11 protein-coding genes are annotated in these 13,814 nt (G+C 36.9%); 3 read left to right on the forward strand and 8 right to left on the reverse strand.

Annotation, left to right across the window (positions count from 1 at the left end; genetic code table 11):
- Positions 1–45: 45 nt before the first annotated feature.
- Together murB and FH508_RS21810 are read right to left on the reverse strand one after the other, a co-directional pair.
- The gene (gene murB / locus FH508_RS21805) at positions 46–960 is read right to left on the reverse strand and encodes a UDP-N-acetylmuramate dehydrogenase (RefSeq protein ID WP_139859807.1); all 915 of its coding nucleotides are present in this window, start codon (positions 958–960) and stop codon (positions 46–48) included.
- Positions 961–1,241: 281 nt separating this feature from the next.
- Complete coding sequence (locus FH508_RS21810) at positions 1,242–1,547, reverse strand: winged helix-turn-helix transcriptional regulator (protein ID WP_173479393.1); 306 nt, start codon at positions 1,545–1,547, stop codon at positions 1,242–1,244.
- A 143-nt stretch (positions 1,548–1,690) separates the two neighbouring features.
- Here FH508_RS21810 and FH508_RS21815 point away from each other — a divergent pair, with 143 nt between their 5' ends.
- Complete coding sequence (locus FH508_RS21815; protein ID WP_173479392.1) at positions 1,691–2,554, forward strand: VOC family protein; 864 nt, start codon at positions 1,691–1,693, stop codon at positions 2,552–2,554.
- Between the two features lie 55 nt (positions 2,555–2,609).
- Here FH508_RS21815 and FH508_RS21820 read toward each other — a convergent pair whose 3' ends face one another.
- From FH508_RS21820 to FH508_RS21830, 3 genes are all read right to left on the reverse strand, one after another.
- Positions 2,610–4,970, reverse strand: coding sequence for a bifunctional 2',3'-cyclic-nucleotide 2'-phosphodiesterase/3'-nucleotidase (locus FH508_RS21820; RefSeq protein WP_173479391.1), 2,361 nt, complete (start codon positions 4,968–4,970; stop codon positions 2,610–2,612).
- Positions 4,971–5,276: 306 nt separating this feature from the next.
- Entirely contained in the window at positions 5,277–5,903 is a 627-nt protein-coding gene (locus tag FH508_RS21825) for an FMN-dependent NADH-azoreductase (protein ID WP_173479390.1), read from the reverse strand.
- Positions 5,904–6,191: 288 nt separating this feature from the next.
- A complete protein-coding gene (locus tag FH508_RS21830; protein ID WP_173479389.1) occupies positions 6,192–6,899 on the reverse strand; it encodes a DsbA family oxidoreductase in 708 nt (235 codons plus the stop codon).
- A gap of 126 nt (positions 6,900–7,025) precedes the next feature.
- Here FH508_RS21830 and FH508_RS21835 point away from each other — a divergent pair, with 126 nt between their 5' ends.
- On the forward strand, positions 7,026–8,405 hold the full coding sequence (locus FH508_RS21835) for an FAD-dependent oxidoreductase (protein WP_139859931.1): 1,380 nt from the start codon (positions 7,026–7,028) through the stop codon (positions 8,403–8,405).
- A gap of 262 nt (positions 8,406–8,667) precedes the next feature.
- Here FH508_RS21835 and FH508_RS21840 read toward each other — a convergent pair whose 3' ends face one another.
- Complete coding sequence (locus FH508_RS21840; RefSeq protein ID WP_139859929.1) at positions 8,668–9,594, reverse strand: manganese-dependent inorganic pyrophosphatase; 927 nt, start codon at positions 9,592–9,594, stop codon at positions 8,668–8,670.
- A 332-nt stretch (positions 9,595–9,926) separates the two neighbouring features.
- Here FH508_RS21840 and FH508_RS21845 point away from each other — a divergent pair, with 332 nt between their 5' ends.
- The gene (locus FH508_RS21845) at positions 9,927–10,733 is read left to right on the forward strand and encodes a GNAT family N-acetyltransferase (protein WP_228134196.1); all 807 of its coding nucleotides are present in this window, start codon (positions 9,927–9,929) and stop codon (positions 10,731–10,733) included.
- Positions 10,734–10,849: 116 nt separating this feature from the next.
- Here the strand turns inward: FH508_RS21845 and FH508_RS21850 are convergent, their stop codons facing one another.
- Both FH508_RS21850 and FH508_RS21855 read right to left on the reverse strand, forming a co-directional pair.
- Complete coding sequence (locus FH508_RS21850; RefSeq protein WP_173479387.1) at positions 10,850–11,716, reverse strand: MurR/RpiR family transcriptional regulator; 867 nt, start codon at positions 11,714–11,716, stop codon at positions 10,850–10,852.
- A 738-nt stretch (positions 11,717–12,454) separates the two neighbouring features.
- A complete protein-coding gene (locus tag FH508_RS21855; RefSeq protein WP_217270344.1) occupies positions 12,455–13,669 on the reverse strand; it encodes an MFS transporter in 1,215 nt (404 codons plus the stop codon).
- Between the last annotated feature and the right edge of the window lie 145 nt (positions 13,670–13,814).

A 13,814-nucleotide genomic window follows, 5' to 3' on the forward strand; every position in this document is an offset into this window, starting at 1 on the left:
TCCTCAAAAAAACGCCCTTCGCCAAAGCGAAGAGCGGCATTGTATTTATAGGTCGTCACCGACAATTTTCACTTCTGTTTCTAAATCAATATCATACTTTTCTTTTACAACTCGTTGTACCATTTTAATCGTTGCAATATAGTCTGTAGCCGTAGCATTTCCTTTATTAACAATAAAGCCAGCATGTTTTGTAGAAACCTCTGCTCCACCGACCCCTTTTCCTTGTAGGCCGCTATCCTGAATAAGCTTACCTGCAAAGTGTCCTGGCGGGCGTTTAAAAACGCTGCCTGCTGAAGGATACTCGAGTGGTTGCTTTGATTCACGCTGAAACGTTAAATCAGCAATTTTCGCATCAATTTCTTCCTTTACACCTTGCACTAACTGAAACTCAGAAGACAGTACATAGTAACCTTTTTTGGCAATACTACTTTGACGGTAACCTAATTCTAGCTCTTCTTTTGATAAAATTAATATTTCTCCTTCTTTTGTTAAAACTTTCGAAGAAATAATAATATCTTTTATTTCGCCACCATAAGCACCTGCATTCATCGCCATCGCTCCACCAATAGAGCCAGGGATGCCACACGCAAATTCAAAACCTGTTAGAGAGGCAGCAGCTGCAAGCTTTGATACATCTTTAATGAGTGCACCACTTTGTGCATAAACATGATCGCCATTAATATGAATTTCATCTAAATGGGAGAATGTCACAACAATCCCACGCATGCCTCCATCTCGGACAACCATGTTCGAGCCATTTCCTAACATTAATAATGGAATATTATTGTTATGTGCATAGCGAATAACGGCAATTGCTTCTTCCTCTGTTTCAGGGAGAACAAAAACATCCGCTTTACCACCTAATTTTGTCATTGTATATTTCTGTAATAATTCATCTAACTTAATATTGGCTGGATTTATGTCTTGTGCTAAATCCGCAGCCCATTGTTCTTTTGTCATGAGAGCTAATTCCTTTCTAACGTCCTTCTTACTCTACACTAGTATGGATTTAGAACCTCGATTTGACAAGTAAAATGAAGGGTATTTTTCGCGCTTTAACGGGCAGTTTGTTGTCCTTTTCAGTAATACTCGGTATTTTTTAGTACATCCAGGACTTTATAACTGCCCGATTTGTTCAACTAATCATCTAAGTAAAATGGTATCACTTGATGAATTTTAAACTATCTCGCGCATTCACACTGACATTTATAGCTGAATTATCACATTAATAGTTTCTCATACTATAGCCAGTTCGTTGCCCATGATTCAATATTACGAATAGCGCCTTCTAATGCTCGACCTTTATCCGTTAATGAATATTCTACACGTACAGGAACTTCAGAAAATACTTTACGCTCAACAAGCCCCTCTTTTTCGAGTTCCTTTAAACGTTCAGATAATAAACGGCCACTTACAGGCAATGCCGATTCAATTTCATTGAAGCGCTGCGATCCGTCTAATAATTGATATAAAATTAGCCCAGTCCAGCGTTTTCCGATTAAATCCATTGCCTTAGCTAAACGAGGACATAAAGTTGTCTCATTCATATTTTTCACCTCTTATGTATTCTATTGTAACGATTTATGTAGTAAAAGTAAATTTAAAGTAACTTATTTACTTGACGTAATGAGTTTACTATTTTATATTTAATTACAAAAAGTAACTTATATATTTGGAGGATTTATTAGCAATGACATTTAAAATTGATGCAAATTTAGAGCTTGAGCATTTACATTTACTTGTACAGTCACTAGAAACAATGTCGAGCTTTTATAAAAAGCTTGGACTTCAAGTACTCCATGAAACGACAACACAAGTGACATTTTCAATTCCAGGCAATACAAAGCCTATTTTAGTTTTATCAACAGAGGAAGGGGTAGCGATTCGTCCACCTCGTACGACTGGTTTATTCCACTTTGCTATTTTAGTTCCTTCTAGGGAAGATTTAGCATATGTGATTGGCAATTTATTAAATACAGGCATATCTATTACTGGGGCTGGAGATCATATTTACTCGGAAGCCTTTTACTTAAACGATCCTGAAGGTAACGGCATAGAAATCTATCATGATCGCCCTCGTTCTGAATGGATTGGCGATGGTCATGGTGGGCTTGTCACTGGCACAGAGGCAGTGGATATAGAAGGCGTGATGGCATTATATGATCGTCAGCGTCCTTGGGCAGGATTCCCTAAAGGAACGGTACTCGGCCACATCCATTTAAATGTGAGCATTCTAAATGAAGCAACAACTTACTTCTATATAGATGCACTCGGTTTTGATATTATGACTAACTTCCATGATAGCGCACTTTTCATTTCTGCTGGTGGTTATCATCATCATATCGCGGTAAATATATGGCAAGGAGTTGGCGCTCCCGTTCCGCCAAAACTAACTACAGGTTTAATCAGCTATACGTTTTCTCTTTCTTCACATGAAGAACTACAAAAATTACTGCATAATTTAAAGGAGCAACAAATTCCGTATACATTCGAAAACGACCAGTTAGCCGTTGTCGATTTCAATGATGATACAATGATTTTTTACGTTCGTTAGTGTATAAAAAGGAGAGCTACGATGATTCATCGTACTCTCCTTTTTTATATAGGCATTATTTAATTAAATATTTACCGAAGCCACCTTCTGTATCACCAAGATACTCAATGTTGCTTCCTGCTGGGATGACTTTTTGTGCATCCTTAGCCGAGTGGTAAATAATCTTTGTATTAGCTGGGAATGGTACAAATGACCAGTTATTATCCGCAGCTGGATTAATTGTTTTGTTTGCCATAATATAATCAATTACTGCTTGACGATTTTCATAAGCATAGTTTGTTACGTTTGTGCCTTCCGCATTTTTAAACGTTGCTCCATAAGAACCACCAACACGGTAATTGTTTGTGATGATAATGAATTCTTGCTCTAAATCAATTGGCTTACCATTGTATTGTACATTTTTAATACGGTTTGCTTTGTCATCTAAAACAACACCGCGACGATCATATTTTGCTGGAGATGTTACATCAATTTGATATGTTAAACCATCTAAAACATCAAAGTTGTAAGAGCGTGCTTCCGCATCAATAATATTTTGTTCCTCAGTTTTCGTCGGATCGATTGTTGAGAAAATACCAGCAGCCATTTCTAACCATTCGATAGCTTGTGCACCTGTTACTTTTATCGTTGCAACCGTATTATCGTAATGATAGATGTCCGCCATGTTTTTAATAGCAAGTGGACCTACAGGAATGTTTGTGAAGTCTGCAGGGTTATTGCGTGAACCCGCTTTGAAAGGAGCACCCGCAGAAAGAATAGGTGTGTTTTCATCAGCAGTCCCTTTCAGTTCCTTTTCAATAAACCATTTTTGAGCTTGTGTTACGATTTGGATAGATGGATCATCTTGAACCATTGAGAAGTAGCTATGAATAGGTGCAGTCGTTTCACCAACAGCTTGGCGAATATACGTTAATGTACCTTCATGTGCTTCTTTTATAGCGTTTAATACAGTTGAAGATGGTTGTAAGCCTTCTTGCTTAATAGAACGGATTGACCCTTGTCCATTGACAACAACCCATTTCGAACCTTGTTGTTCTAATTTCAAATCAATTACACCAAGGTGGCTACCATAGCTTCCTGCCATAACTGTTGGAACGCCATTAATTGTACCTTTTTCTTGATCGACATTTTTAAGGTCTTTATAGTCACCTGGGAATGTTAAATGTGAGTGACCAGTAATTAACGCATCGATACCTTCAATTTCAGAAATTTGGTATCCTACATTTTCAGCGCCTTTTACATTCGTATCTTCCCCGATACCTGAATGAGAAAGCACTACGATTACATCTGCACCTGCTTTTTGCATTTCAGGTACAACTTCTTTAATCGCTTCTACAGGCTCCTGCATTTCAACTTTACCTTCTAGATGAATGGCATCCCATTCAACAATTTTCGTTGGTACAATACCTGTTACACCCACTTTTAGTGCATGTTTTTTACCTGTATTGTCCACAACCTCTTTATCGATAATAACAAATGGTGTATACATATGTTCTTTTGTTTTTGCATCGTAAGTGTTCGCATTTACGACTGGATATTGTGCATCATTGAGTACTTCCGTTAAAAAATCTAAACCATAGTTGAATTCATGATTTCCTAAAGTGCCGCCATCATATTTTAATGCGTTTAAAGCAGCAATAGCTGGATGAGTTTCGCCTGGTTTTAACACATTTTCTAACGCTTTATAGGAACCTAGTGGTGTTCCTTGAATTAAATCACCATTATCAAATAATAATGTATTAGGATTTTCTGTACGTGCTTGCTCAATAAGAGCAGCAGTGTTTGCTAGACCAACATCAGCAGATTCAGCATCTAAATAGTAGTTATAGTTTGCTAAATTTGTATGAATATCAGTAGTTCCTAAAATTTGAAGATCCACTGTTGTTGAAGATGTAGGTACTTTGTATTCAGCTACAAAACGTTCAATAATACTTTGCATTTGATCAGCTGTCACATAGTCACGCGGACGAATTGTATTATCTTCGTATCCTTGTAATATGTTTGCTGCTACAGCATTTGCTAAATCTTGCTTATGTGTGTCAGCAACTTGATCTGCATCTTTGAACTTATCTAATTCATTAAGTGACGCATTGTTTGCGACTAATCCACGAGCAGAAATAACAAATGCCTGTTGGCGTGTTAGCTTATCATTTGGACCAAATAATGTTGCTGTTTTCCCTTTAATTAACTTTAGTTCTACCGCTTTTTCCACATAAGGGGCTAAATCCTTTGGGACATCCGTAAAACCAAGTGAAGACCCATCACCAAGCTCGACATCCAAGCTTTCTACTAGTTCCTTCACGTAATCCCCACGTGTTACATCATTAGCTGCCGCATTCGCTGAAAAGCCAAATGGTAATACAGCAAATAGAACAAGTAACAAGGCTAACATTTTAGTTATTAATTTCTTATTCAAGCAATTACCTCCCTATAAATATAATATTTTCCTGCAAATTCTATTATATTATACTAATCATTAATTTAACTGAATACTTAGACCTAATTGTATGTACTTTTAAACTAATAGCAGAACACTTTCTTAACAAATCATACATTATTATTATTTCTTATTTTTTATTGTTTATAGTATGTTATTTTATGTAAATGTCTAATAACTGCGCAACACCAATATGTCATACCTTCATACCTCTACCATACTTCTATAAATCTAATAAAAAAAGCCCTCCCAATATTGAGAGGACTTTTAGTAAAAAAAAGTTACTTATGCTTTTACAGCTTGTAAAGATTTTGCTAGTTCTTTAACAGCTTCTAGGCCGTTTGCAATAATTTCTTCTGCTTTATCTGGTGTAGCATTATGACCTTCAATGATAACTTCATTGATAATTTCCATACCGAATACGCCACCAACTACGTTTTTAATGTAGTTTACTGACATTTCCATAGGTTGTGCTTCTGGTGCTGAATAATAACCACCACGAGCATTAAGAATGATAGCTTTTTTATCAGTCATTAAACCAACTAATTGACCGTTTTCATCATATTTGAAAGTGAAACCAGCTTGGTATACATAGTCAATGAAAGTTTGTAATGTAGCTGGGATTGTTAAGTTCCATAATGGGAAAGCAAATACTACTAAGTCTGCTGCAGTTAATGCATCCATAGCTTTTTGTTTTGCAGCTAAAATGCGTGATTCGATATCAGTTAATTCTTCACCGCTTTGAACTTTACCAAATGCGTTGAAAAGATCTTGACCGAAGTAAGGCATATCTTCAGCGTATACATCGAATGTAGTTACGTTTACATCTTGTAAGCTTTCCATGAAAGTGTCATACATTTTTGTTGAAATTCCGTCTGGACGGTTGTTAGCTTTTACTACTAATACGTTCATTATATAAATCTCCCTTAAATATCTTAGTTTAATATCTCTCGAATTCAAGATATATACTTATAATAATAAAATAACATTAAAAAGTCAACGTCCCAAACATCAGACTTTTGACTGAATAATTGTAGTAGAAAACCTTAACATGTTCCAAACGAATACGCCTCGGCGTGATTGCGTCCCGATTTTTTAAGCTTGCTCGAAAAGCTCATTTATAAAATCGATGCCATACGCCGCGGCTTTTAACTTGATTCAGCCGAAGATGAACCCCACTGCATTGACTCCTAATTTAAGTTAAAAATTACAGCTATCATCTGTACATACGCCTGCGTCTCCAGAGCCTTCCATTTTTAAAGTAGGCTGCAAACCTTCTTCCTCTGCTACTTTACGTAATGTATTTTCAAATACCTCTTGTGGTTGTGCTCCTGAAATACCATATTTACGATTTAGCACAAAAAACGGAACTCCTTTAACACCAAGCTGAAGGCCCTCTTGTATGTCTACTTCCACATCAGCTTTAAAATCATCGCTAGCAAGAACCTTTAACACATCATCACGGTTTAGGCCTACTTGTTCTGCAATGCTAACTAACACATCATCCTGACTAATGCGTTTTGCATCTATAAAATAGCTGTGTAAAATTGCCTCAACAAGTGCTGTAGCGTCTCCTTGTTGTTCCGCCCATTTCACAAGTCGATGCGCTTTTAAAGTGTTTTCTGCCATCATCTTATCGAAGTTATAGTTTAACCCTACTTCCTTCGCACGCGCTGTCACACCTTGTGTCATTTCTTTCGCTTTATCTAATGACATACTATATTTTTTAGCCAAAGATTCATAGATTGACTCATTCGTATCTTCTGGCGTTGTTGGATCAAGCTGATAACTTTTATACACAAGTTCCACCTGTCCCTCAAAGCCTGTATCCTGAATCGCCTTTTCTAATTGCTTTTTGCCAATATAACAAAATGGACAAACATAATCTGACCAAATTTCAATTTTCATAATGAAACACGCTCCTTTTGCTACATTGTAACGACACCAGTTCCCTCGAAGCAATTTTTATGCTTCATTGCATAAATTTTCAAAGCTATCTCCATACTAAGCCTAAAAACACTGTGAGGGTTATTTATGACACAATCTCTTTGGCTAGCAACGACCGACTCCGATTCATTGCCATCATTGACGGCTTCAACGAAATGTGATGTTTGTATTATTGGAGGAGGGTTGACTGGACTTTACACTGCCTATGTCTTAGCAAAAGCAGGCGTTGATGTTGTACTACTTGAAGCAAATGCTAAGCTTAGTCATGGTACGACTGGTCATTCAACAGGAAAATTAACTGCACAGCACGGCTTAGTGTATGCGAATCTTATCGAAAAGCTTTCTGTAGATGATGCCCGACTGTACTATCAATTGAATCAGCTTGCTATAGAGAAAGCATTACAGTTACTTCCTAAAGATTCCGTTCAACAAGTGGATTCTTTACTTTATTGTCAAACTAAAGAAGGCTACTCACAATTATTAAAAGAATGGAATGCCTATAAAGTATTAAATATAAAGTCCAAAATCACATCTGACACGGAGCTCCCATTCCCTGTTACAAAAGCGCTCAGCCTATCACAACAGGCGCAAATAAATCCTGTAACAGTTAGCAACTTTCTTATAAAAGAGGCGTTATCTATGGGCGCTAAACTGTATGCGAATACCCGTGTTCAGCAACTACAAATTGCACAAAATAACTTACATACCGAAAAAAATATATCGGTTCAATACAACAAGCTAATTTTGTGTACTCACTATCCCATTGAGGCATTTAAAGGGCTACAACTGTTCAAGCTTTCAAATAACCGCTCTTATATGGTCGCTAGCAAAATAACAGAGACGTTCAAAGGGCAATATTTATCAGTTGATTTCCCCTCTCGCTCTATTCGAACGGCAACAATAAATGATGAACATTATTTATTGCTCGGTGGGGCAAATCATATCGCTGGTGAAACGACAAATACAGAACCCTATTACGATGCTATTCAAAATGAAATGAAAGTCCACTTTGGGCAGGAACCATTATATAGATGGTCTGCTCAAGACATCGAAACACCAGACATGGTACCTTACGTCGGGAGAATTACAAAGTCCCTACCTAATGTCTATATAGCGACAGGGTATCGTAAATGGGGCATTTCCAATTCTTTTGTAGCTGGAGACTTACTGTCATCGCTAATTACAGGTACTACAAATGCTAATGATGCAAGTGCACTTTATTCACCAACACGCACGAAATTTGGTGCTCAATTTATGCAAATGCTAAAGGTTGGTGGCTTCGTAGCAAAGGAATTTGTCTCAGGACATATAAGAAACGGCAACGCTCCAACTTGTACGCATTTAGGCTGTAAAACGAAATGGAATGAAGCTGATGAAACATGGGATTGCCCATGCCACGGTTCCCGATTTAATTCACAAGGTGAAGTGCTAGAGGGGCCAGCAGTACAGCCATTAAAGCTTGACTAAAAAGGACAGCCGCATTACGTCATCATTTCCTCTAGCAAGAGCTTTAGTGGAAGGTTGAAAGGCGCCTCCTGCAAGATGGCACGCATAGTTAGACGTAACAGGCGCGGTGCAATAGTGATTGTTGCAGCCTACGGTGTGCTTGCAGAAAGTTCAGCCGTAGCAGACAACATTGACAATGCAAAAAAGTGTTAGATTGATAACAGTCAATCTAACACTTTTCCTTTTTGTCCTAGCCACATTTACGTTTGGGCTATTCCTTAAATTATTTTAAAGCTTCCGTTAATACAGGGACGATTTGTTTTTTACGAGAAACAACACCTGGTAATACAACACGGCTGTTTGTAAGCTCAGCACCAAATGCTTTTGCTGCAGCTTCTGCAACTTGTCCGATTGCAACTGCTGTTGAATCATTGTTTAAAATATCTGTTACAACAAAGAAGAATAAGTCTAAGCCATTTTCAGCAACATTTTTGTTTAAAAGAATTTCTAATTCCTCTTGTCGACCAAGTACGTCATTAATATCGACAGCATTCACTTGAGCTACTACTGATTTATATTCACCAAACTGGAACTCTTTAGCATCTAAAGATAAAAGATCTTCTAGTGATTTATCTGAAAGATCAGCGCCTGCTTTTAACATTGCTAGGCCATAGTCAGCCGCATCAACGCCAGCAATTGCTGCTAGTTCTTGTGCAGCTTTGACATCCTGTTCTGTACATGTTGGCGATTTGAATAATAATGTATCGGAAATAATAGCAGACAACATTAAACCTGCAATGTTTGATGGTACTTCAACATCATTTTCTTTAAAAATTTTATTTAAAATAGTTGCCGTACAACCAACAGGCTCTGCACGGTAGTACAATGGGTCTGCTGTTTGGAAGTTTGCAATACGGTGGTGATCAATTACCTCAGTAATTTGTACTTCTTCAATTCCGTCAGCTGATTGTTGGAATTCGTTATGGTCTACAAGAATAACTTTTTCCGCTTCCCCTACTACGGAAGTAATTAAACGAGGTGCCTCAAAGCCAAATTTCTCTAGGGCATATTTTGTTTCATTATTTACGTCACCAAGACGTACTGCTTCACTATCTACGCCAACTTGTTGTTTTAAATAGGCATATACAATTGCAGATGTAATCGTATCTGTATCAGGATTTTTATGTCCGAAAACTAAAACTTTACTCATTAATACTTTTCCTCCTAAATGGCTTCTACATTTTCATTTATTTTAACATAATTTATGATAGAACATGATATAAAGTAAAACTTTCATCATCTACCATTTTCGTCAACTATCTTCTTGTTCAATGAGGCAGCGCTATACTATAATAAAAGAATTCCACTTCTTTTCATAGTTTATCTATTTATTACCAAGCATTATTTTACTTTTTCTATGTTAAGCATAAATTTCCTTATTTTAGATGGATATATAGTTGTGATTTTTATACAAGAAACGATAATTTTATGCTATTATCATGTAGTCAAAATTTTTTTTTAGGAATTACAGGAATGGGGATTATGATGACAAAGAAGATGGAAAAAAAGTATATTCCTTTAGCAAGCTATTTTGACGTAGCTTCGCAAAATGAAATTACATTATCCTTTAGCGCATTAGAAAACATTATGGGACAAGCTTTACCCAATGCTGCATACTTGAATAAGAGCTGGTGGAAAAAAACAAAGCCCCCTCTTACGCACTTTTTATCTTGGACAAATGCAGGTTATTATGTCATTGATGTCAAATTGGGCACGAGTGTCACTTTCTCTCGCACACAAGAGAAAATGCCTTTGGACAATAATTCTGAAAATAACGAAAATACTTCTGCGTACATAATCCGAGCGATTGAAGCATCAGATGCTAGAGCATTTATTCTTTTACAGGAAGAAATCCTTCAGCAAACTGAATTTTTGTATAATGTAGAAAATGAGTTAGAGCTAACCGTACAGCAGCTAAGAAAAGATCTAACTTATTGGAAGCAATTAAAAAACCGCACGATTTTACTTTGCATTTTAAATGGCACCTTTGCAGGCTATGCCGTTGTCCATGGCTATAAACATTCTAAAGCTAAACATATTGCATCAATTCACATGGCCGTAAAGAAAGAGCACCAACGAAATGGTATCGGTTCAGCACTTATGAATGCAGTGGAAGACTGGGCTAGCAAACGTGATATTTCCCGTTTAGAATTATCCGTGATGGAGCATAATGATGCTGCATTACAGTTATTTAAAAAACATGGGTTTGTGCAAGAAGGAACCCGCACCAATGCTATTAAACTAAAAGATACGTTTAAGGCTGAATATAGCTTTAGCAAAATTTTATAAATTATTTTTCTTTGATGTCTAATGCTTATTTGGACATCTTTTTTTATTTCTACTTCGATTGCCCATCAAAAAAACGTATAGATTAGCAGTTGTACTCCAATCTATACGCTGTTTTTTCAAAATACTTGCTTCTCTCTTGCAATATCTAAAAACAATAAATTATTTTCTACTTGTTCATATGATTGTTGATATTGCTCATATTGCTCTTTATCTTGGCTAACCATCTCCTCAATCAATGCATGCATAAAGGAAAATAGGACTGGCACAACGTCTAAGGAAGATTGATTTTTTAAGCCTAATGCAAACAAAGCACTTGCATAATCCCTAATTGGTGACAATGCCGAACCTGTAATCGCAATGATTTTTACTTTTTTCATTTTCGCTATTTCCACAATTGTTTTTACATCATTGGATTGTTTGTCACATGAAAAGACGATTAACGTAGTACGTTCACTCATACTGTTTATTTGTTGAACGAGATCATCGGAATCTGTACGTAGCTGCTTTATATTCGTTCGTAAAGTTTTCAACGTATACGATAACCAATTTGCAATCGAGGCATCTTGGCGCGCGCCTAAAATATAAATAGTATCCGCTTCATGCATCCACTTGGAGCTTTTTTGAAGCATACTATCGTTAATTAGATGTATTGTATCTTGAATATTTTGCATATCACGCTGCATGACCTTACCGAAGCTAGATGTCTTCTGGTTGCTCGTCATATAGGTGGGATGGTGAGGTGTACCCTCATTTTGAGAGTTTAAATAGTTTCTTATTTCTTCCTGTAGTTCAACATAACCTGACAAATCCATTGCATAACAAAAACGAATCACGGTTGATTCACTAACATTCGCTTGCCTCCCCACTTCTGCCGCACCATTGGCAATCACAACCGCAGGATTACTTATAACAAATTGTGCGACTTTTCGTTGTCCTTTCGACAGCCTTACATATCTTTTCTTTATATCTTCTTTTATACTCATTCCTAACAACCTTTCTTTCAAAGAAATTATCACGAATGGAGATTATTCCCTACTGATTCTAAATTCGATTAAAAATACAGTATCACGATTGCAATTTGAATACAATGACTTTTCAGAAAAATCTTTAATACATTAATACACTAATGCACTAGTTCGTAATAAATTGACATATAATTTATGTATTCGCAATATTAAAAATATGTTTATTATCCTCGCCATTTTACTGTATACAATATTCAATTCGAAATTTTAACACATTTCAGAAAAATATGTATAAAAATAATCTTATATTTTATTTTTTGAAGAACGCAGATTTGAAAAGTCTTGGATCAGAATATAGACAAACTCGAAGTTTTCCGAATTTATCTATAGTCTTTTTTTATTAAAACTAATATAGGTGATGACTACTACCGTTGATTTCCGCTACGGGCGAGCGCTTTCCGCAGGCACATCGTAAGCCGCAACCCTCGCTAGCGCGCGGTCTGTTGCGACTTACGTACTGTGCGTTCTGAGCAGGAGTTGCCACCCTTCACTCCAATCAACTTGATATGGTTTGCTAGCAGTCTACTATAATTATGGCAAACAGCTTCATAGGGCGGGGATGCTTGAAGAGTATGGCGACGCGAAAGTAAGAACCCCTTTTTTACAATAAAAATAACAAAAGGGATTAAGATTTCTATTCTTAATCCCTTTTGTCGACAAGCTGAGTCTTGGATTCAGATAGCATCCAAGACTTTTTTATTCTAATTCAATTTGTTTTGTTTCTGTTCCTAAAAATATAACACCAATAACGCCAATTATTATCGCACAACAGAAAATCGCAAAAATAAAGCCGATATCATAGCCTGCCGTTAACAGTGATCCTACTAATAGCGGACCAAAAATACCGCCAATTCTTCCTACTGCAGCTGCCATTCCTGCACCTGTTCCACGAATAACTGCTGGATACTGTTCAGGTGTGTAAGCGTATAGCGCACCCCATGCACCTAAGTTAAAGAATGATAAGAACATTCCTGATATTAATAGGACAGCCAACGTTTCTGCATTACCAAAAATGAAAGCACTTACAGCCGTTCCAATTAAATAGGAAACTAGTACGAATTTCCGTCCGAATTTTTCAATAAACCATGCAGCTGTGAAGTATCCTGGTAGCTGTGCTAACGTCATCATTAAGACATATTTAAAGCTAGTAATCATATCAAAACCTTTTCCTACCATTACACTTGGCAACCATAAGAACATTCCGTAATACGAGAATACAACCGTGAACCATAGCACCCAAAGCATGAATGTCGAACGTGCATATTTTTTCGACCATACTTCCCGTACATTAAGAAAAATACTGCGCTTTTTAGATTCTACCTTTGCAGTAAATTGAGGCGAATCTGGTAAATGCCAACGAAGGTAAATCGCGTAAATAGCAGGAATAGCTGTTAATAATAATGCTACACGCCATCCCCATGTAGGTATAACAAAATATGATATAAGCGCTGCAATTAGCCAGCCTGCTGCCCAAAAGCTTTCCAGTAATACAACTACTCTTCCACGTTCCTTTGCCTCAACACTTTCAGAAACAAGTGTAGATGCTACTGGTAATTCTCCACCGAGCCCCATGCCTACTAAAAAGCGTAATGCCATAAACGCTACTAATGTTGTCGTAAATGCGGATATGCCGCTCGCTACTGAAAAGAGAATAAGGGTCCACATAAAAACTTGCTTGCGCCCCACTTTATCGGCAAAAATTCCAAATGCAAGTGCACCTACCGCCATACCAATAGAATTGATACTACCAATCCAGCCCATTTGACTTTTTGTTAAATCCCAATCTACCGCTAGCGCTGTAATAACGAAAGATAAAATACCAACATCCATCGCATCAAAGAGCCAACCAACACCTGCAACGCCTAAAAGCTTGTTACGTGAAATGGATTGTTCTGTCTTTATTGTTGTCATAATAACCACCTGTCTTTACATATGACTTTACATTACCAGTTTACTATACAGTTGTTTCGAGAAAGTGACAAGTAAAATTCAAATGACCGAATTGTTTAGACAATTTAATAATTGCTATTGAAAATATATAGTCTTTTGCGTTAAA

The organism is Lysinibacillus sp. CD3-6 (assembly GCF_006351725.2).
Taxonomy (GTDB): Bacteria; Bacillota; Bacilli; order Bacillales_A; family Planococcaceae; genus Lysinibacillus.